A 20,983-nucleotide genomic window follows, 5' to 3' on the forward strand; every position below is an offset into this window, starting at 1 on the left:
CGGAGGGAAAACCGCCCCGGACGGAATCTATTTGACCTCCTCGAACTCGACGTCCTCGGGCTGGTTGTTGCCAGCGGCATCCTGAGCACCACCAGCATTGGCCTGCTGACCAGCGCCCTGCGCACCGGCGGCACCCTGTGCCTGCTGCTGGGCGTAGATGTCCTGCGAAGCGGCCTGCCAAGCAGCGTTCAACTCGTTGATAGCGGTGTCGATAGCGGCGATGTCGGCGTTCTTGTGGGCTTCCTTGAGCTTGCCGAGCGCCGTTTCGATGGCGGACTTCTTGTCGGCAGGCAGCTTGTCGCCGTACTCCTTGAGCTGCTTTTCGGTAGCGAAGATATTGGAATCGGCGGCGTTGATCTTGTCGATACGCTCCTTTTCCTCCTTATCCTTGGCCTCGTTGGCCTTGGCCTCGTCGCGCATGCGCTGGATTTCCTGCTCGGTCAGACCCGACGAAGCCTCGATACGGATTTTCTGCTCCTTGCCGGTACCCTTGTCCTTGGCCGAAACGTTGAGAATACCGTTGGCGTCGATGTCGAACGTAACCTCGATCTGCGGCACGCCGCGCGGAGCGGCAGGGATGCCGTCGAGGTGGAAACGCCCGATAGACTTGTTATCACGGGCCAACGGACGCTCGCCCTGGCAAACGTTGATTTCGACCGAAGGCTGGTTGTCGGCCGCCGTGGAGAAAGTCTCCGACTTGCGGGTAGGAATGGTGGTATTGGCCTCGATGAGCTTGGTCATCACGCCGCCCAAAGTCTCGATACCGAGCGACAGGGGCGTAACGTCGAGCAACAACACGTCCTTGACCTCGCCCGTGAGCACACCGCCCTGGATGGCGGCGCCGATAGCCACGACCTCGTCGGGGTTGACCGACTTGTTGGGAGCCTTGCCGAAGAACTCCTCGACGATTTTCTGGATAGCGGGGATACGCGTCGAACCGCCGACGAGAATCACCTCGTCGATTTGCGAAGCGTCCAACCCGGCGTCGCGCAAGGCGAGCTTGCACGGCTCGACGGTCTTACGAATCAGATGATCGCACAACTGCTCGAACTTGGCACGTGTAAGCGACATGACGAGGTGCTGCGGAATGCCGTTGACGGGCATGATGTAAGGCAGGTTGATTTCGGTCGTAGTCGAAGACGAGAGCTCGATTTTGGCCTTTTCGGCGGCCTCCTTCAGACGCTGCAGCGCCATGGGGTCCTGCCGCAGGTCGATCTGATGCTCGGCCTTGAACGCCTCGGCCATGTAGTCGATGAGCACGTGGTCGAAGTCGTCGCCGCCGAGGTGGGTGTCGCCGTTGGTCGACTTGACCTCGAAGACGCCGTCGCCCAGTTCGAGAATCGAAATATCGAACGTACCGCCGCCGAGGTCGTAGACGGCGATTTTCATGTCGCTGTCCTTCTTGTCGAGACCGTAGGCCAAAGCGGCGGCCGTAGGCTCGTTGATGATACGGCGGACCTTGAGACCGGCGATTTCGCCCGCCTCCTTGGTAGCCTGGCGCTGCGAATCGGAGAAGTAAGCGGGCACGGTGATGACGGCCTCGCTGACCTCCTGCCCGAGGTAATCCTCGGCCGTCTTCTTCATCTTCTGGAGGATGATGGCCGAAATCTCCTGCGGAGTGTACTGGCGCCCGTCGATGTCGACGCGGGGCGTATTGTTATCGCCGCGGACGATGGAATAAGGCGCACGCTCGATGTCGGAGGCGACCTGGTCGTAACGCTCGCCCATGAAACGCTTGATGGAGAAGACCGTACGCTTGGGGTTGGTAATCGCCTGACGCTTGGCGGGATCGCCGACCTTGCGCTCGCCGTTGTCGGTGAAAGCGACCACCGACGGCGTTGTACGGTGACCCTCGGAATTGGGAATCACAACGGGCTCGTTACCCTCCATGACCGACACGCAGGAATTTGTCGTGCCAAGGTCGATACCAATAATCTTTGCCATAATAAGTGTGAATTTGAATGCTTGTTAATTCTGTTAATCCGGTAACCTGTTCCCTGCCGCCCTGTTCTGTGCTTGTGCGGACTATCCGCAGCGAGAAAAGGCGCATGAATACGAACCGTTTTATCGGCTTTTACGACCGTAAGTCAATCAAAGGTTGTACCAAAGGGCGAACTCTGCCAATTTGACAGCCCCGTGGCAGTTCGGGCCGCCGGGAAGTCCGCGCAACGTGCTATTTTGGCAGGAAAGCGAGAACAAGGCATGGCTGGCAAAAGATTCTTCGTCGCCTATGGTTCCTCAGAATGACAAGGCAAGGGGCAGATTCTTCGCTGCGCTCAGAATGACAGAGGGGAGAAACGTCACAACGCTTGTTCAGATTGCCGCGTCGCTGCGCTCCTCGCAATGACGATGCCGAGTAACAGATTCTTAACTGCACTGCACTTGCTGACCTCCTCAGAATGACAAAGAATAAAATGATTCCCCATTCACTATTAACTATTCACTATGTTGTCATTCCGCCCTGCTCAATTTTTAATTCTGAATTCTTAATTAAAAAAGCGCAGCCCCGGAATCCGGCACTGCGCTGCACTGAAGAAAGATATGTCTCTATTTCTGCTCGCCGAGAATACGCATGGCCACGTCGAGAATAGTCGTGTCGTCGAGCGTCACCACGCCGCCGTCGGGCCCGGGCTCGAAATGAACGCCCACGCACTCCTTGGCTTCATGCTTGCCGCCGAAATAGTTGCGGACGGACTCCACGTCGATTCCCAACTCGTCTGCGATACGCTGCGAGCTACCGCTGGGCAGCCGGTCCTTGATCCGGCGCAGTTCGTTGAATGTAATGATCATATCCCGTAGTGTTTAAGTGTTTTTATTACTGCACTACTAAGTTACGGCAAATTTATGGAACCTCCAAACTTCCGGACGGAAAAATGGCGAAAAATCACTCTGCGGGCTCCACGTATATCTGGAAGACCAGCGGCGTGAAAGGCAGAACCTCGGTAATGACGGTCGTCGTGGTCTCGGATTGGTCCCCGTCGCCACTGCCGATGCCGCCCATATAGCTGCCATAGCCGCCGTACATGCCCCCCAGATAATTGCCGTAATAACCCGGGAAATAACCTCCGTAGCCGTTGCCATAGTAGGCATTGGCATAGTTGAGGAGATTCAGATAATCGGAGTAGCTCTGCGAATAGCCGCTGCCCGACGACGAACTTTGCGTACTGCCCTGCCGCCCCTGCGCCCCATAGGCGTGGGTCGACACGGTCACGATAGCGGCCCACTGCCCGTACTTGAGCTTAGGCACCGTATAATACCAGGCCTGCACGGCTCCGCCTTTTTCCGGAGTGTACTCGAAAGCTTCGCCTGCCGTCTTGACCTCGCCGTAGACAATCTGCTTCACCTCGTCGATATTGGTATCGAGTACGAAACCGTCGAGGAAACGGGTTATGTACCAAATTTTGGCCTTGCCCTCCATCCCGACCGAATCGGCGTCGAGGGTCACGGCATCGGGGAAATCCGCCGCATCGTCGCCGAGGAACCGTTTGCGCAGAGCCTCGTTGATTTGCTGGTCGACAAGCGCCATCGACGCTTCGGAAGCGTAGGGCTCGACACCGACGGCATAGGGCTCGGGGAAGACGAGCTGCCGGGCGGGCGTATACCGATAATCGACATAGAGCTGAGGCAGCGAATCGCAGGCGCTGACCCACCGCTCGGCCACCCGGTAAGGATGATTGGCATCCTTGGGGTCGGTCGGCAGGGGCACGACCCCGTCGGCGGCCTCTTTGGACGAACTGTAAATCCGCAGACCGCCCTGCTGGCGACAATAGGAATCCACGGCCGAACCCTCGGCCTGCAAAGGATTCTTGACCGTGTCGCAGATGGTCATCTCGATCCGCACGGGCTTGCTTGCGGCGAGGGTGAAATCGCCCTCGTAACCGCCGCTGGACGACAGGTCGCCCACCACGCGCGAAGGACAATAGAGCGCCACGCGCGCGCCCTCGCGCAACAAAAACGGCAACTCGATTTCGCGCCCGGGATTGTTGCGGTTGAAATCGGCCACGTAATCTTCGCCCAGCGTCTGCTCGTTGCGCATGGCCAGATAAGTCGCTTCGGGCAACCCGGTGTTGCCGGTACCGCAATAACGGTAGAACGGCACGTAATGGGTATACTTGGTGAACGTACCCGCCAACTTGGCCTGGCGGGCGCTGCGGGTGATGATAATCTCGTGCGACGCCAAATCGCGGCCCGAGAAATCGAACTGCACCCAACAAACCGTATCGTTGACGGGCCTGGCGCCGGAATCGCCCGCGTCGAGCACCTCTATATAATAACTCGCATTGCCGAACCCCTGCCTGTTGCCCAACAGCTCGGGCTTGTTCTGAGCCATCCACGCCTCCAACGACAGATCCTCCAACTTATTGTAGGATTCGGACTGCTCCCTGGCACACGAAACGGCCAACAGCAAGGCGGCCACGGCGGCCAAACTCAAACGGATATAACGCATCATCGGATATTCTCTGGTTGTTGTCATTCCACTTTGTCGACGCTGAAAAAGACAGCGACGGGGCTTTCCTTGGGGATGAAATAAAGGTAAGTCTTGTCCCCGTAAGCCATATTGTAAGTCATATAAGCCTCCACGCGGTCGCCCTCGCGACACCCTACCAACGCGAGCCGGAGCCCTTTTATTATCCCGGCATTGCGCATGTCGACGCTCAACGGAGCGAAATCCCACGCGCCCGGGGTCAGACCGGCCATCCGGAAATAAGGCTCGAAAGCGGGATCGTTGGTATAGAACGGCGGTGTCACGCTTGCGAAATTGTTCTCGTTGAGCCCGCCGTCGGGCAACCCCCTGATAAGCGTATTGTTGAAAAGATAAGCGCGGTAAGTCAAAGTCACCCACGAATCCTCGGTCACCAACGGCTTGTTTTCGCGGTCGGGGTCGTAGTAATTTTCGACGTCGATATAACGGTAAACAGCGTCGCCCAACGTAGCGTAGACCCCCTCCCTGCTACCGGGTTCGAGGTTCTCCACGGGTATGAGCCGCGGCTGGTGCGTCTTTTCGAGGAACGAAACGAACGTGGACTTCTGCTTGCCGAAAAGGTCCTCCTTCTCGGCGCAGCCGACGAAGAGAAAGACCCCGGCGAAGAGGAACAACGACGATATGACAGACCTTTTCATCGGCACGGAATCATGCAAAAATACAAAAACAATCCGGAAATCCTACCATCGCAACCGAACTATTCGACCACCTCCTTGCGGGAACGGCGGCGCGGCGCAGGTGCCAGATGGCGCTGAAGCATCTGCTGCAAACGCGACGGGTCGACGTCGCGCCGCAACTGACCGCCCTGGGCCACGGAGATGCCGCCCGTCTCCTCGGAAACGACCACGATGACGGCGTCGGAAATCTCGCTCATGCCGAGCGCCGCGCGATGACGCGTACCGTAGGACTTGGGAACGTCGCTCTGCGTGACGGGCAGGATACACTTGGCGGCGATGACCCGGTCGTTGTGGATCAGCACCGCCCCGTCGTGCAACGGCGCATTCTTGAAGAAGATATTTTGCAGGAGGTCGGGCGAGACCTTGGCGTCGACGGCGATGCCGCCCTCGGCAATCAACGTCAAATCGCTCTGCAACCCGATGACTATCAAAGCTCCGGTCTTGGTTGCGGCCATATCGCGGCACGCCGCGACGATGGGCGCCACGTCGGTCCGCGGGCGTGCCTCGACGGGCGAGAAGATGCGGGTGATGAAATTGAAATGCTTCTGCCGGATACCGATCATCTGAAGGAAATGCCGCAGCTCGGGCTGGAAGACGATGATGAGCGCGATGACGCCCACCGAAATCAACTGACCCAGAATCGTAGAGAGCAGCTCCATGTTGAGCGTCCGGACCACCACCCACATCAAATAGATGGCGATGATGCCCGACAAGATATAGGGAGCGTTGGTGCCCTTGGTCATGCGGTAAATCCAAAACATGATCAGCGCCACCAGCAAGATGTCGATGAAGTCAACGAAAGTGAACGGTATGAAACCCATAACGATAATTTATCAGGCGCAAAGACAATCGAACCGCGGGCAACGCCGAACCTGCGGCGGATTTTACTGGGGCGGAACGCATTTTCTGCATCTGCAAAGATAACGCAAGGCGAGTGGAAAAGCAAACGAAGTTCGCATTTTCCCGAACCGCAGCTTATCCAAACCAAGCGAAGCGGCGGAAAAACGACTGTTGACATGCCCGAAACGCGGCCTGTTTTCAGGCGATTTATCAGGTGCGGTTATCGTCCGGGGTGGCAACAATAACTTTGCGCGGAGCCCGGCTTGCGCCTATGGCGCGCCGCCCCAGCCGGGCCCGCGAGTGGTTTCTGCAAGGTTCCGCATTCGTAAAATGGCAGGGGTTCCTCAGAATGACAGGGAAGGGAGACTCAGAATAACAGAGGACACCAAAGGAGAAATAGAGGAGCAAAAGGCAAAACACTTTTCACTTTTCACCTTTGACTTTTCACCTTTCACCTTAAATAACTATTCACCCTTGACTTTCGGTCAATAACCCAAGATACGGAGCATCGAACGGTAGGACTGCTCCTTGGCGAAAAGGCGCGTATAATACTCGTTGTCGGACTTGTCGCGGTCGATAATGACGTGCTTGGGCGCGGGAATCAAACAATGCTGGATACCGCCGAAGCCGCCGAGCGATTCCTGGTAAGCACCCGTGTGGAAGAAACCGATATACTGCGGGTTGCCCTTTTCGAGCTTGGGCAGGAAGATGGCGTTGGTATGGCATTCGGAATTGTAGAAATCCTCGCTGTCGCAAGTCAGCCCCCCGAGGAACACGCGCTGATACTCCTTGTCCCAATTGTTCACGGCCAACATGATGTAACGCTGGTTGATACCCCACGTATCGGGCAATGTGGTGATGAACGACGAGTCGATCATGTACCAGTTCTCGCGGTCGTTCTGCTGCTTCTGGTTGACAATCGAGTAAAGCGCCGCACCGCTTTCGCCGACCGTGAAGGAACCGAACTCAGTGAAGATGTTGGGCTCTTCGACGCCGTTGCGCTGGCAGATGTTCTTGATTTGCGCAACGATTTCCTCGGTCAGATATTCGTAGTCGTACTCGAAATTGAGCGAGTTCTTGATGGGAAATCCGCCACCGATATTGAGGCTGTCGAGCTCCGGGCAGATGGCCTTGAGCTCGCAGTAGACGTTCATACACTTGGACAGCTCGTTCCAATAATAAGCCGTATCCTTGATGCCCGTATTGATGAAGAAGTGCAGCATTTTAAGCTGGAACTTCTTGCTGTTCTTGATTTTGGCCTTGTAGAAATCGACGATGTCGTTGTAACGGATACCCAGGCGCGAAGTATAGAAATCGAACTTGGGCTCCTCCTCGCAGGCGATGCGGATGCCGACCTTGCACTTCTTGGTGAAAGCGTCCTCGAACAAGTCGATCTCCTCCTTGTTGTCGATGACGGGAATGGTGTTTCCGAAACCGTCGTTGACCAGCTGGGCGATATTCTCGACGTACTGCGGACGCTTGAAACCGTTGCAGATGATGTAACGGTCCTTGTCGAGGATGCCGCTGTCGTAGAGCGCATTGATGATATGGATGTCGTAGGCCGACGAAGTTTCGAGGTGGATGTCGTTCTTCATGGCCTCCTCCAAGACGAACGAGAAATGGCTCGACTTGGTACAATAACAATAATTATACGACCCCTTGTAATCGACCTTGGCCATCGCCACGTTGAACATGCGCTTGGCCCGGTTGATCTGCTGGGAAATCTTGGGCAGGTAGGTAATCTTGAGCGGCGTACCGTACTGCTTGATAAGCTCCATGAGCGGAATGTCATGGAAATTGAGCTCGTTGTCCTCGACGGAGAACTCGTCCTGCGGGAAGTCGAACGACTGTTCGATAAGGTCGATATACTTGTCTTTCATAAGTCGGTTTAACGGCGGTTTTGCGATCCGGCTCGTCTACATTGCAAATTTCGGGTCAAAGTAGCTCGGCCAGATTCTCCCGGATTTCGAGATGCAAAGTAGGCGATTATTTTCGGTTCCTCCAACGAAAAGGCGCGTTATTTTGAAAAAGCGCCGCCGATTTTGTTTTTTTGTGCGAAAAACGGTAAATTTGAAGCCTGAAACCATCCGCAAATGTTGATTCCAGTCATCGCACAATATCTTCGGTCGCATAGGCGGCTGATCATCCCCCAGATGGGAGCGTTCATCGTCAAGGAACCCGGGCAGAGCGTGCTTTTCTCCGAACTGCTGAAACGCGACGACGGAGTGCTGCGCTCGCTGCTCGTCGCGGCCGGAAGCAGCGAACTCGAAGCCGGGGGCGAAATCGACCGCTTCGTGTTCGAGGTGCGCCACGCCATTCAGCAGGGGCGCGAATTCCCGCTCGAAGGGCTGGGCGTACTGAAACCCGGGCCCAACGAGACCATCGCGTTCACCTATGTTCCGCAGCCCGCCGAACCGACGGCGGCAACTACGGACGCGGCGGCCACAGCTTCGGCAAACACAGCAGCTGCATCGGACGCACCCACCGCCGGAGCCGCCGTATCGGCCGAGCCCACAACCGACATTCGGACCGGAAAAGTCACAGCGGCCGCGGTCGAAGCCCTCTACGACGGCAACCGACCCGCCCGCGAACCGGAACAGGCTCCTGCGGCCCGTCCGGCATCGGAACCCGCATTTACGGCACCGAAACCCTCGGAAGCCCAACCGACAGCGCCCACGACGCCTATCGCCGAACGCCGCTTTTCGGGCCGTGCCGACTTCGCGTCGCCCACGGAACAATCGTCCCACCCGCAATTCAAATCGCTGTCGCTGCCCAAACGCACGAAGCGCGACGACACGCTGGTCGACTCCTACTACGGCCGGCTGCCGCGGCGCCCGGCCATCGAACAGACGGTCCGCGTGAGGAAACGCTCCGACCACTTCATCTGGATAGCGCTGGCGGCGGCCCTGATTGCGCTGGGAGCCATCGCGTTCGGCCAATGGTGCGACAAATTCGGCCGCGAGGGCGACGAAGTGATTCTGGAACACATTTCGACCGACGACGGCTACATGCCGTCGGGACGCTAACCCCCGCAGTCTCATGACAGAACTCACGACAGTCAAACAACGCTTCGGCATCATCGGCACCTCCCCGCTCCTGGACCGGGCGCTGGACGTCGCCGTGCGTGTGGCGCCGACAGACCTGACGGTGCTGGTCACGGGCGAGAGCGGCGTGGGCAAGGAATTCTTTCCGCAAATCATCCATGCCTTTTCGGCCCGCAAACACAACAAATACATAGCCGTCAACTGCGCGGCCATCCCCGAGGGAACCATCGACTCGGAACTGTTCGGCCACGAAAAAGGAGCTTTCACAGGCGCTTTCGAGGCCCGCAAGGGCTATTTCGAGGAAGCCGACGGCGGCACCATCTTCCTGGACGAAGTGGCCGAACTGCCCCACTCCACGCAAGCCCGCCTGCTGCGTGTGCTTCAGACGGGCGAATACCTGCGTGTGGGCTCGTCGAAAGTACAGAAAACCAACGTCCGGGTAGTCGCGGCGACCAATGTGGACCTCCAGCAAGCGATAGTTTCGGGACGGTTCCGCGAAGACCTCTACTACCGCTTAGGCACGGTACCCATAGCGGTGCCGGCCCTGCGCGAACGCCCGGAAGACATCCCGCTGCTGTTCCGCAAATTCGCCTCCGACGTAGCCGTGCAATACCGCATGCCGGCGGTCACGCTCGACGACGGAGCACGGCAACTGCTGACGAACTACTACTGGCGGGGCAACATCCGCCAACTGAAAAACGTGGCCGAACAGATTTCGGCCATCGAACAAACCCGCGTGATTTCGGCGGCGATGCTGAGCAAATACCTGCCCGAACAAGCCACGGGCGCACCCATGACGGCGGGAGGGATGCGGCCGGACGACAACATGACGGCCGAACGCGAACTGCTCTACAAAGTGCTTTTCGACATGCGGGCCGACATCAACGACCTCAAGCGCATGATCGGCGAACTGATGCAGGGCGCGCCCCTGCACCGCACCGACCCGGCGCCCGACATCAAGGCGCTGCTGCCGTCGGTGGCCCAAAGCGCGGCCTACGGCCCGGGCCCCGACGAAGCGTATGCCCCGGTCTATGCCGAGAGCGAAGACGTGACCGACTTCCCGCCGCGCGAAATGACCAAGGCCGACATGCAACGCGAACAAATCGTACGCGCCCTGCGCCGCAACAACGGACGCCGACGCGAAGCGGCCCGCGACCTGTTCATGTCGGAACGCACGCTCTACCGCAAAATCAAGGAATTAGGAATCGAAGAAGCCGGCGAAAGGTGAACTTTGCGATTAAGCGAGAGCAGAAACCACCTCAGGTGAGTTCTGCCGAGCGTGAGCAAAGTCAGAACCTCGCAGGGGGACTAAAAGGCGACAAACCGAAACTGAAAAACATGAAAAACATCGCAAAAAAACATATTTTTTTAACTTGTGCGCTTGCGCTGTTGCTGGGGCTCGGGGGCTGCGGCGTGACGGTGAAATACTCGCTGTCGGGAGCGTCGATACCGCCCGACGCCAAGACCTTTTCGGTGGCCTACTTCCCGAACAACGCGACGATGGTTTCGCCGATTCTGAGCTCGACGATGACCGACGCACTGGTGGACATCTTCTCGCGGCGCACGCGCCTGATGCAGGTGGACGAGGGGGGCGACTTCGCTTTCGAGGGCGAAATCGTCAACTACACCTCGACGACGGCGTCGGTATCGAGCGACGACTACGCGGTACTGAACCGCCTGACCATCACCATCAAGGTACGCTTCACCAACGCGGTGGACGAATCGGCGTCGTGGAACAAGACCTTCACGGCCTACGAAGACTACGACTCGACGCTGCTGCTGACCGAAGTCGAAGGCGACCTGATACCGCAAATCGTTGACAAATTAGCGACCGACATCTTCATGGCGTCGGCCTCGAACTGGTAACCGACCAACGCCCGAACCGATGGACCGACTGAAAACCGGACTGACGCCCTCCGGGGCCGAAAGCTACACGCCCGAAGAACTCAACGCGCTGGTGGCCGAATACGGCTGGTGCGCGCCTGTGCGGATACTGCGCGAACTCCACACGGGCCGCCCCGACCCGCTGCTGGAAGTGATGGCGCCGTGGCGGGCCCAAAGCTCGCTGCGCCAACGCCCGGTCGACGGCGGAGTATTTGCGGCGGTGCCGTCGGAAGAACTGATAGACCGCTTCCTGCAAGAAACCGACCTGCGCATCGTGGCCGAAGAGGGCGAACCCGAAACCGAAGTCCGCACGGCACCCGAACTGAGCGACGCCGAAGAAGTGGTGTCGGAAGAACTGGCCCGAATCTATCTGGCACAGGGTCTGCGGGACCGGGCGGCGGCGATTTATCGCAAATTAAGTTTGCTAAATCCCGAAAAAAGTGTTTACTTTGCCGAACTTATTGCGAAAACGGAAAACAATAATTAAAATCCTACGGATATGTTATCTATGATTTGCATCATTCTGACCCTGCTGGCGAGCGTGCTTGTCATCCTTGCCGTGCTGGTGCAGAATCCCAAGAGCGGCATGGCCGCCAATTTCGGTGCGTCGAACCAGGTGATGGGCGTGCGCGAGACGACCAACTTCCTGGAGAAATTCACGTGGACGATGGCCATCTCGATTGCGGTGCTGAGCCTTGTGGCCACGGTAGCCATGGGCGGCGGCACATACGAAGGCAACTCGGAAATATCGAACGACGCCAAAGCGCTGCAGGAACAAACCATCGAGGGCCAGCTGCCTGCCATGCCGCAGGCCGAAATCCCCGCCGAAGAAGAGTAAACCGACACCTTGTATAATATAATATGGCACTTGATTTAATTGCTAAGTTCAGCGTTATCAAGCCTCTTGATTTGGAAGAAGCAAAAACTATATTCGAGCCGTTTTTAGCTCCGGACGAGAAAATCCAGTTGGCATTTACTAATGTACGCGACAAAGTCGTATTCACCGACAATAAAATCATCGCATTGGATATTCAGGGACTGACAGGTAAGAAACAAGATTTTCGTTTTTTTCCCTACTCGAAAATCACTTCGTATTCAGTTGAGACTGCCGGCACATTCGATTTGGATGCTGATTTCAAGATCTGGCTTTCCGGTGTAGGCTGTTTTGAAGTAAAATTCAGTGCTGCATTAGACATTAAAGCCATCGGAAGTTTTATTGCAAACAAGGTTCATTAATCAAATTTTTCTATAATAAAAAAACCGTGGTGTACACCACGGTTTTTTTATTCCTCCTGCAAGAAGACGGTGGCGGTGCGGGCGGTATTGTAGATACGGATGCGGGGAGCGCCGTCGGGGTCGGAAGCGGAGAACGAAAAATGCTCGCCGGACATATCCTGCCGCTCCTGCCCGCCGAACCGCTTTTCGTCGGTCGAGAGGACGGGCACGAACTTCCCGGGCCCCTGCACGGGCAACTCGTAATCGGGAATTGATGCGGAGGGGTGCCAATTGAAAACGAACAGCAACCGCCCGTGCGAAAAGACCATGGTCTTGTTCTGCTCGTCCATCAGGAGGTTCCAAGCGTACCCGTCGGAAAGAACCCCGTACTTTTTGACGAGGGCAATCATGGCGCGGTCGAAGTCGCCCAACCACGAATAACGCAGCAGCCCGTTGTCGGCCAGCGACCACTGCCTCCGGGCGTGGGCATAGCTCCAACCGTTGCCCTCACGCGGAAAGTCGATCCACTCGGGATGGCCGAACTCGTTGCCCATGAAATTGAGGTAAGCCTGCCCGCCCGTGGAAATGGTCATCAGGCGTATCATCTTGTGAAGCGCCATACCGCGGTCGATGACAAGATTCTCGGACGCACGGTCCATGTGGAAGTACATCTCCTTGTCCATCAAGCGGAACGCCAGCGTCTTGTCGCCGACCAACGCCTGGTCGTGCGACTCGGCGTAAGCGACCGTCTTGACCTCGGGCAGGCGCCCGGTCATGACGGACCACATCTCCCAGATATTCCACTCCTCGTCGGGCACCTCCTTGAGGTAACGGATCCAGAAGTCGGGAATGGCCATCCCCAACCGATAATCGAACCCGATGCCGCCGTCGGCGACAGGGATGCACATGCCGGGCATGCCGCTGACATCCTCGGCGATGGTGACGGCCGCGGGACGGAACTCGTGGACGAGCCGGTTGGCGAGCGTGAGGTAAGTGACGGCATCGGTGTTGACCCCGGCATCGAAAAAGCGCTCGCGGCAATCGAAATCGACATAACCGTGGTGGTGGTAGAGCATCGAAGTGACGCCGTCGAAACGGAACCCGTCGAAACGGAACTCGTCGAGCCAATATTTGACGTTGGAAAGCAGGAAGTGCTGCACCTCGGGCTTGCCGTAATCGAAGAGCTTGGAATCCCAATAAGGCTGGTTGCCCGCCTCGCCCGGGAGGGAATAATGACGGTCGGTGCCGTCGAGCTCGTTGATGCCCTCGTTAAGATTCTTGACGTAATGGGCGTGCACAAGGTCCATGATGACGGCAAGCCCGAGCTCGTGGGCGCGGCGAATCAACTCCTTGAGCTCCTCGGGAGTGCCGAAGCGCGACGAGGGGGCGAAGAAACTCGACACGTGGTAACCGAACGACCCATAATAAGGGTGCTCGGCGATGGCCATGAGCTGCACGGCGTTGTAACCGTCCTTTTTAATTATAGGGAGAATCTTGTCGGCGAACTCGCGGTAAGTACCTACCCCCTCGCACTCCTGCGCCATACCGACGTGGGCTTCGTAGATGAGCAGGTCGCCGATCTGCGAAGCGTCGAACGCATCGCCCTGCCAGTCGAACGGCTCGGCGGGAGCCCAGAACTGGGCCGTATAATTCTTGGTGGCGTCGTCCTGCACGACGCGCCGGGCATAAGCGGGGATGCGGTCCATCCACCCGTTGTTGCCATGGACGTGGAGCTTGTAGAGCGAACCGTGCGTGAGGCGGTCGCGATACATGGCGGCCGGAAAAAAGGCGCTCCAAACTCCTGCGGCGTCGCGGTGCATGCGGATTTCGGTACGCTGCCAATTGTTGAAATCGCCGAACACGTAGACGTCGTGCGCCCCGGGCAGCCACTCGCGCAGCCACCACCCGTCGAGCGTATCGTCCCACTGCCAGCCGAAGTAACGGTAACCGTTGGCGTAGTCGGCGAGCGACCCGGCCGAACGCACGATGTCGTCGGCCTTGCGGCGGTAACGCTCCCAGCGAAGGTTCATTTCGGACTCGACGGGCCGGAGCCATTCGTCGCGCTCGACGACGGGCAGGCGGGAAGAAGTTTTGCTCATGGCGGAAAGGAGTTTGTCGGACATATCAAAGATACGAATAAGCGAGCGCAAAAGCAAATTCATTTGCATTTTGCCGAGCGGGAGTATCTTCAACGAAGATACGAAGTTAAAGATACGAAAAATTTTCCTATATTTGTCCTACTCACTTCAAAAACAAGGATCATGTTCAAACAACCCAAAGGTCTGATTGCCGCGGCCCTCGCCAACACGGGCGAACGCTTCGGCTTCTACACCATGATGGCCATCCTGACGCTGTTCCTGATGTCGAAATTCGGCATCGACGGCCAGCAGGCGGGCAAAATCTACTCGTTTTTCTACACCTCGATCTACATCCTGGCCCTGGCAGGCGGTCTGATAGCCGACCGGCTGCGCAACTACAAGGGGACGATCATCGCCGGCATACTGGTCATGACGCTGGGCTACACGGTGCTGATGATGCCGCAAATCGACTCGCAGGCGCTGGTCATCGGAGCGCTGATGATCATCGCGTTCGGCAACGGTCTGTTCAAGGGCAACCTCCAGGCGCTGGTGGGCCAGCTCTACGACAACGAACAATATGCCAAACTGCGCGACACGGGATTCCAGATTTTCTACATGTTCATCAACATCGGCGCGATGGTGGCGCCGTTCGCCGCGGTGGGCGTACGCAACTGGTGGCTGCGCACGCAGGGCTACCTCTACAACTCGGACCTTTCGGCGCTGTGCCATGCCTACAACAACGGCAAGATGACCGAAGAAGTGGCGAACGGCCGCTTTGCGGAACTGGCGTCGCAGGTGAGCCTGAACGGAGCCCCAGCCGACCTGGGAGCGTTCGCGCAAGACTATCTGACGGCGTTCAACACGGGATTCCACTATGCGTTCGGCGTAGCGATTGTGGCGATGCTCTTCTCGCTGGCAGTATTCGTACTGAGCAAGAAAAACCTGCCCGACCCGCAGGGAACGGCGGAAAAGAAGCAAATCGACAAAGCCGAAATCCGACAGGATGCGCGCGAAATCAAACAGCGCCTGTATGCGCTGTTCGCGGTCTTTGCGGTGGTCATCTTCTTCTGGTTCTCGTTCCACCAGAACGGTCTGACGCTGACGCTCTTTGCACAAGACTACACGCGGCTTGAAATCTTCGGCATGCCGATTTCGGCGGAAATCTTCCAATCGGCGAACCCGATCTGCGTAGTGGCGCTGACGCCGATAGTGATAGCGATATTCGCGTGGCTGCGCAGCCGCGGCAAGGAACCCTCGACGCCGATGAAGATAGCCATCGGCATGGGCATCGCGGCGGCGGCCTACGTACTGATGGTCGTAGGCTCGCTGGGCCTGCCGGGGCGTGCGGAAGTGGAAGCGATGGGCGGACTGGACGCCTCGGCGCGCGTGACGCCGTGGCTGCTGGTAGCGACCTATCTGATACTGACGGTAGCCGAACTCTTCATCTCGCCGCTGGGTCTGTCGTTCGTCTCGAAAGTGGCGCCGCAGAAACTGCAAGGTCTGATGCAGGGCTGCTGGCTCGGCGCGACGGCGCTGGGCAACGGCCTGCTGTTCATCGGCCCGATTCTCTACAAACACATATCCATCTCGGCGACGTGGGCCGTATTCGTAACGGTCTGCGGCGTGTCGATGCTGGTGATGCTGGCCATGGTGAAGTGGCTGGAACGGGTGACGGAATAACCCACCCTACCGAATTTCACGTTCTTTCCGGAGCCCCTGCACAGGAGCTCCGGAAAGTTTTTTTGAGGAGAGAGGGAGGGGCATAATTAAGAATGAAAAATGAAGAATTAAAAATTAACGAAGTGAAGAATCCAATATGTCATTCCGAGTGAGCGAAGCGACGAGGAATCTACAAAATAGAATAAGCGGTATATTAACTGCGCTGTGCTCAGAATGACATTTCACCTTTCACTTTTAACTTTCCACTTTATACGAAAAACCGCCGGGCAGAACCCGGCGGAAACGGCGCGCCCGAAGCGCGAAGAAGCGGAAAACCCGCTATTTTTTATTGGCTTTCTCGGCCTGGTCGGCAGCGTACAGCTCGTTGACCTTGGCGAGGACGGCGGGGGTGATGTTGAGCGTAGTATCGGCGTCGATAAGCGCGGAAGCGTTGATAATCAGCTTATACTTCCCGTCGGCGTTGATTTCGTCGACAGCGCGCTGCAAAAGGTCCTGCGCCCGGTTGGTGAAGACGAAATTCTCCTCGTCGAGCGTGCGGGCCTCCTTCTGAGCCGAATTCTGATACGAAGCGGCACGGCGCTGGATGCTCTCCTGCTGAGCCTGCGCATCGTTGGTGGTGATGAGCCCCTTCTGGTACTTCTCCTGCAACTTGGCAGCCTCGGCCTGCAAGTTCTTCTCGCGCTGGGCCCAGCTGTTCTGCGCCTTCTGGGTCTTCTCCTGGAGCGCGGCACCCTCCTTCTTGTAGAGGTCGCTCTCGGCCAGGACGGCCTCGACCTGGATGTAGGCGATGTCGTAGGACTTCACTTCGTCGGTGGCATCCCCGGTCGCAGCGGCAGGCTGCGACTTCGGACCGCAGGCCGCCAACGCAACGAACATGGCCGAAAAAAAGATTCTTTTCATATCGGTACTTCTGTTTTGATGAATTATTTTCCGCTTGAAATGCAAAGGTAAAAAAAAATCTTTACTTTTGCCCGGAACCCCGTAAAAAACGAATCCATGTACGAATACATAAACGGCCCGGTGGCCGAACTGACCCCGACCTATGCGGTACTCGACGCTGCGGGCGTGGGCTACTACCTGAACATATCGCTGGAAACCTATGCGGCGCTGGAGGGTGCGCAGCAAGCGAAACTGTTCGTGCACTACGTAGTCCGCGAAGACGCGCAGGTGCTCTACGGCTTTGCGACGCGGGCCGAACGGGAGCTGTTCCGGCTGCTCATCGGCGTGTCGGGTGTGGGCGGCAACACGGCGCGCACGATTCTGTCGACCTACTCGCCCGCGGACCTGCAAAACATCATCACGACGGGCAACGCGGTGCTGCTGAAAAACGTGAAAGGGCTGGGGCTCAAGACGGCGCAGAAAATCATCGTGGAACTGAGCGGCAAACTGACGGGGCTGGAACCGGGAGAGACCCTGCCGGGCACGACCGCCGCGCAGACCGAAGAAGCGCTGGCGGCGCTGACGATGCTGGGATTCAACAAATCGGCGGCCGAAAAAGCCCTGCGCACCGTAGTGCGCACCGCACCCGGAGCCACGACCGAAGAACTGGTCCGGCTGGCGCTGAAAGAATTGTAGCTTTTCAGAACGGCGGGACAACACCTTGTGCGGCGCCCGGCCCGCGCCTATGGAGCGACCACCCCAGCCGGACCCGCGAGCGGCGGGTGCTGCGGCTCCTCAGAATGACAAGACGGCTACGACTGACCTATTCATTACTCGGACCGATTGTCGGATTTTTCCGGGGAAATGTAGAAATAGGATGAAAACCTGCAAAAACAGAAAACTTTTTTTGTTTTGCAGGTTTTCGTCATTATATTTGTGGCCGGATTAAAAAGAACAACGGAGGAGACAGGACGGCGGAACGAAAACCGGGCCGGAAAGAATCGGAACCGAAAGGCGCCCCGTCCGAGAGAGGGAAGGAAGAATCCTCGTCGCTGCGCTCAGAATGACAGGAGGAATGAACGCAATGACATTCGGGACGTAGACAGCACAACGGGCCTCCGCAGGGGGAAGCTACGGCCCGCCCGGCTAAGAGCCGGGATTTAGAGGAAAAGATTCCTCGCTGACGCTTAACATGACAACGAAAGATAGAACACCGAAGTAGGGAAGAAACGATGTCGCAAAAAGAACGAATCATAGAACAGACGATGCGGATGCTTGTAGCACAAGGCATCAAAGCCGTGCGCATGGACGACATCGCCCACCAGCTGAGCGTCTCGAAACGGACGCTCTACGAACTTTTCGGCGACAAGGAAAGCCTGCTCTACCTGGCGATGGTCTGCTACTTCGAGCAGAACCGCAGGAACTGGGAAAACCTGAGCGCGCAAGCCCCCAACGTACTCGAACGGCTGTTTCTGGTGCTGAACGAGGTGATGGAACACTCCGAGACGACGCGCCGGATGCTGGAAAACCTCCGCAAATTCTACCCTGCGGTCTACGAAAGACTGCTCCACGAAAGCACCGACCGCAACCGACAGGACTTCCGGGCGATGCTGACCCAAGGCATCGCCGACGGCCTGTTCATCGACAACATCAACATCGAACTGGCCATCACGGTACTCTACTACACGGCGTCGGCGATAACGATGCGCCGCGACATGATGCTGCCCGAGGGAATCTCGGAACGCAGCGCCTTCACGCAGATAGTGAGCACCTTCTTCCGGGGCATATCGACGGCCGAGGGACTCAAGATCATCGACGAATTTCTGAAACGACAAAACGACGAAATATGAAAAAAACGATTCTGACACTCTGCTTTGCGACGCTGGGCCTGTGGGGCGCGGCGGCGCAGATGCGGCTGACGCTCGGCGAAGCGGTGGACCTTGCGCTGAGCGAGAACCCGACCATCAAGGTGGCCGAACTCGAAATCGAACGCTTCGACTATGTGAAACGCCAGACGTGGGGCAACCTGCTGCCGCAGCTCTCGGCGTCGGGCAGCTACCAGCGCTCGATCGTCAAGTCGGAAATGCGCGGCGGAATCTCGTTCGGAGCGGACAACACGTTCGCCGTGCAGGGCGACCTGTCGCTGCCGCTTTTTGCACCGCAAATCTACCGGACGATGAAGCTGAACGACACGCAGATGGCGGCGGCGGTGGAAGCGGCCCGGGGCTCGCGCATCACGCTGGTGGCGGAAGTGAAGAAAGCGTTCTACAACATCCTGCTGGCCGAACAATCGCTCGAAGTACTGCGCGAATCGCAGGCGACGGTACAGCGGACCGTGGACGACACGAAACTGCAATACGACAACGGCCTGGCGTCGGAATACGACCTGCTGACCGCGCAGGTACAGCTGAGCAACCTGCACCCGACCATCCTGCAGACGGAGACGTCGGTCAAGCTGGCGAAACTGCTGCTGAAGATGTACCTTTCGATACCGGAAGATATTGAAATCGAAGTGGAGGGCGAACTGGACGGCATGCGCGACCAGGTGCTGGCGGGCACGGACGGACTGACGGCCGACGTGACGGAGAATTCCGACCTGCGGACACTGGAACTGCAACAGGAACTGTTGCAACGCCAGCTCAAGGTAGCCAACGCGAACCGGCTGCCGACCCTCGGAGCATTCGGCTCGGCGACCTACACCGGAAACGACATGGAACCTTTCATGGGCATGGGCTCGACGGACGGTGCGAAATTCTTCTGGACCCACCCCATCACCGTGGGCGTACAATTGTCGGTGCCGATTTTTGCGGGGCTGACGAAGATGAACAAGTCGCGCGAGATAAAGAACCAAATCAAACAAATCTCGCTGCAGCGCACCTATGCCGAACAACAGATAAACGTACAGATGCAATCGGCGCTGAACGACCTGCTGACGGCCCGCGAAAAGATGTTCGCGCAGGAACAGACCGTAGCCCAGGCCCGCAAGGCCTACTCCATCTCCGACACGCGCTACCGTGCGGGAGCAGGCACGATTCTGGAACTGAACAGCGCCCAACTGGCGCAGACCCAGGCTCAGCTCAACTACTCGCAGGCCATATACGACTACTTGTCGGCCAAGGCGGAATACGACCGGATAGCGGGAAAGGAACGGTAAAACGAAAACAAACGACAAAACGAAAAATATGAAAAGACTGATGTACCTGCTGCTGGGTGCCGCGGCGCTGACTGCGTGCACGAACCGGCAGACGACGCAAACGAAGACGGACGAAGGCGTGCTGACGAAAACCGCGGCGGCCGAAGCGGCCGAAGTGAGGCTGACGGAAGAATTCACGTCGGAAATCGAACCCTACAAGGAAAACGACATCACCCCGGCGGCGCAGGGCGTACACATCGCCCGCATCCTGGTGGACGTGGGCGACCAGGTAAAGGCGGGCCAGCTGCTGGTGACGCTGGACCCGACGCAATACACGCAGGCGCGGGTACAGCTCAAGACCGTAGAAGACGACTACAACCGTCTGCTGCCGGTTTACAAGGCGGGCGGCATCTCGGCCCAGCAAATCCAGCAGGCGAAAGCCCAAGTGGACGTACAGCGCGAAGCGGTGGCCAACCTGAAGAAGAACATCGAGGTGAAGTCGCCGATAACGGGCGTGGTGACGGCCCGCAACTACGAATCGGGCGACCTGTTTGCGGCACAGCCGATTCTGCACGTGATGCAGATCGACCCGCTGAAAGTAATCGTGAACATCTCGGAACAATATTTCCCGAACGTGAAGGTAGGGATGCCCGTAGAGTTGCTGGTCGACATATTCCCGGACAAGAAATTCACGGGCACGGTGTCGCTGATATACCCTGCGCTCGACCCTGCGACCCGCACGTTCAAGGTAGAAGTACGCGTACCCAACGCCAACCGGACCCTGCGCCCGGGCATGTTCGCCCGCACGATTTTCGACCTGGGCGAAAAACCGGGCATCATGGTGCCCGACGTAGCAGTGCAAAAACAGGTAGGCACAGCCGAACGCTACCTCTATGTAATCACCTCCGACTCGGTGGCCGAACGCCGTGCCGTGAAACTGGGCCGCCAGATAGGCGACCGCATCGACGTACTGTCGGGCGTGGAAGCGGGCGAACAAGTGGCTGTGACGGCCCTCTCGAAACTCTACGACGGCGCCAAAGTGACCGTAAAACAAGACTAAACCCCACCCC

At 57.7% G+C, this 20,983-nt stretch carries 19 protein-coding genes; 11 read left to right on the plus strand and 8 right to left on the minus strand.

All coding sequences use genetic code 11. From position 1 onward, the window contains the following. Positions 1-27 precede the first annotated feature (27 nt). The 6 genes from dnaK to QVG21_RS06200 form a co-directional block, all read right to left on the minus strand. Entirely contained in the window at positions 28-1,944 is a 1,917-nt protein-coding gene (gene dnaK / locus QVG21_RS06175; protein ID WP_287923106.1) for a molecular chaperone DnaK, read from the minus strand. A gap of 603 nt (positions 1,945-2,547) precedes the next feature. Beyond that, positions 2,548-2,790, minus strand: coding sequence for a DNA-binding protein (locus QVG21_RS06180; RefSeq protein ID WP_251214970.1), 243 nt, complete (start codon positions 2,788-2,790; stop codon positions 2,548-2,550). A 94-nt stretch (positions 2,791-2,884) separates the two neighbouring features. Next, a complete protein-coding gene (locus QVG21_RS06185; protein WP_287923108.1) occupies positions 2,885-4,474 on the minus strand; it encodes a hypothetical protein in 1,590 nt (529 codons plus the stop codon). Beyond that, positions 4,471-5,121 (minus strand): FKBP-type peptidyl-prolyl cis-trans isomerase, encoded by a 651-nt coding sequence (locus QVG21_RS06190; RefSeq protein ID WP_287923110.1) that lies wholly within the window; start codon positions 5,119-5,121, stop codon positions 4,471-4,473. The genes QVG21_RS06185 and QVG21_RS06190 overlap by 4 nt, the downstream gene beginning before the upstream one ends. 59 nt (positions 5,122-5,180) lie before the next feature. After that, a complete protein-coding gene (cdaA, locus tag QVG21_RS06195) occupies positions 5,181-5,981 on the minus strand; it encodes a diadenylate cyclase CdaA (protein ID WP_287923112.1) in 801 nt (266 codons plus the stop codon). Between the two features lie 504 nt (positions 5,982-6,485). Further along, positions 6,486-7,880, minus strand: a complete 1,395-nt coding sequence (locus QVG21_RS06200; RefSeq protein WP_251214974.1) for a type III PLP-dependent enzyme domain-containing protein — start codon at positions 7,878-7,880, stop codon at positions 6,486-6,488. 213 nt (positions 7,881-8,093) lie between these two features. Here QVG21_RS06200 and QVG21_RS06205 point away from each other — a divergent pair, with 213 nt between their 5' ends. The 6 genes from QVG21_RS06205 (at position 8,094) to QVG21_RS06230 (ending at position 12,164) form a co-directional block, all read left to right on the plus strand. Further along, positions 8,094-9,026: a hypothetical protein gene (locus tag QVG21_RS06205; protein WP_287923114.1), complete on the plus strand. Its 933-nt coding sequence runs from the start codon at positions 8,094-8,096 to the stop codon at positions 9,024-9,026. Between the two features lie 13 nt (positions 9,027-9,039). Further along, positions 9,040-10,272 (plus strand): sigma-54 interaction domain-containing protein, encoded by a 1,233-nt coding sequence (locus QVG21_RS06210; protein ID WP_287923116.1) that lies wholly within the window; start codon positions 9,040-9,042, stop codon positions 10,270-10,272. 110 nt (positions 10,273-10,382) lie between these two features. Further along, on the plus strand, positions 10,383-10,910 hold the full coding sequence (locus tag QVG21_RS06215) for an LptE family protein (protein WP_251214977.1): 528 nt from the start codon (positions 10,383-10,385) through the stop codon (positions 10,908-10,910). Between the two features lie 19 nt (positions 10,911-10,929). After that, complete coding sequence (locus QVG21_RS06220) at positions 10,930-11,415, plus strand: hypothetical protein (RefSeq protein WP_251214978.1); 486 nt, start codon at positions 10,930-10,932, stop codon at positions 11,413-11,415. A gap of 12 nt (positions 11,416-11,427) precedes the next feature. Then, positions 11,428-11,766: a preprotein translocase subunit SecG gene (secG, locus tag QVG21_RS06225; protein ID WP_287923119.1), complete on the plus strand. Its 339-nt coding sequence runs from the start codon at positions 11,428-11,430 to the stop codon at positions 11,764-11,766. 23 nt (positions 11,767-11,789) lie between these two features. Further along, positions 11,790-12,164: a PH domain-containing protein gene (locus tag QVG21_RS06230; protein WP_287923121.1), complete on the plus strand. Its 375-nt coding sequence runs from the start codon at positions 11,790-11,792 to the stop codon at positions 12,162-12,164. Between the two features lie 47 nt (positions 12,165-12,211). Here QVG21_RS06230 and QVG21_RS06235 read toward each other — a convergent pair whose 3' ends face one another. Continuing rightward, positions 12,212-14,242: an alpha-amylase family glycosyl hydrolase gene (locus QVG21_RS06235; RefSeq protein ID WP_287923211.1), complete on the minus strand. Its 2,031-nt coding sequence runs from the start codon at positions 14,240-14,242 to the stop codon at positions 12,212-12,214. A gap of 162 nt (positions 14,243-14,404) precedes the next feature. On the opposite strand from QVG21_RS06235, the gene QVG21_RS06240 reads away from it, so the two are divergent. Next, positions 14,405-15,901, plus strand: coding sequence for a peptide MFS transporter (locus QVG21_RS06240; protein ID WP_287923124.1), 1,497 nt, complete (start codon positions 14,405-14,407; stop codon positions 15,899-15,901). Positions 15,902-16,219: 318 nt separating this feature from the next. Here the strand turns inward: QVG21_RS06240 and QVG21_RS06245 are convergent, their stop codons facing one another. Beyond that, a complete protein-coding gene (locus QVG21_RS06245; RefSeq protein WP_287923126.1) occupies positions 16,220-16,801 on the minus strand; it encodes an OmpH/Skp family outer membrane protein in 582 nt (193 codons plus the stop codon). A 96-nt stretch (positions 16,802-16,897) separates the two neighbouring features. Here QVG21_RS06245 and ruvA point away from each other — a divergent pair, with 96 nt between their 5' ends. The 4 genes from ruvA to QVG21_RS06265 all read left to right on the plus strand — a co-directional run bounded on the left by ruvA (position 16,898) and on the right by QVG21_RS06265 (position 20,973). Next, positions 16,898-17,476 carry a Holliday junction branch migration protein RuvA gene (gene ruvA / locus QVG21_RS06250; RefSeq protein ID WP_287923128.1) on the plus strand — a complete coding sequence of 193 codons (579 nt, stop codon included), beginning with the start codon at positions 16,898-16,900 and terminating at the stop codon, positions 17,474-17,476. 569 nt (positions 17,477-18,045) lie between these two features. Continuing rightward, positions 18,046-18,630 carry a TetR/AcrR family transcriptional regulator gene (locus tag QVG21_RS06255; RefSeq protein WP_502871762.1) on the plus strand — a complete coding sequence of 195 codons (585 nt, stop codon included), beginning with the start codon at positions 18,046-18,048 and terminating at the stop codon, positions 18,628-18,630. Next, entirely contained in the window at positions 18,627-19,934 is a 1,308-nt protein-coding gene (locus QVG21_RS06260) for a TolC family protein (protein ID WP_251214985.1), read from the plus strand. Before QVG21_RS06255 ends, QVG21_RS06260 begins: the two co-directional genes overlap by 4 nt. A gap of 28 nt (positions 19,935-19,962) precedes the next feature. After that, positions 19,963-20,973 carry an efflux RND transporter periplasmic adaptor subunit gene (locus tag QVG21_RS06265; protein ID WP_287923135.1) on the plus strand — a complete coding sequence of 337 codons (1,011 nt, stop codon included), beginning with the start codon at positions 19,963-19,965 and terminating at the stop codon, positions 20,971-20,973. Positions 20,974-20,983 lie beyond the last annotated feature (10 nt).

Origin of the sequence: Alistipes sp. UBA6068 (assembly GCF_949428155.1) — a bacterium.
GTDB lineage: Bacteria > Bacteroidota > Bacteroidia > Bacteroidales > Rikenellaceae > Alistipes > Alistipes muris.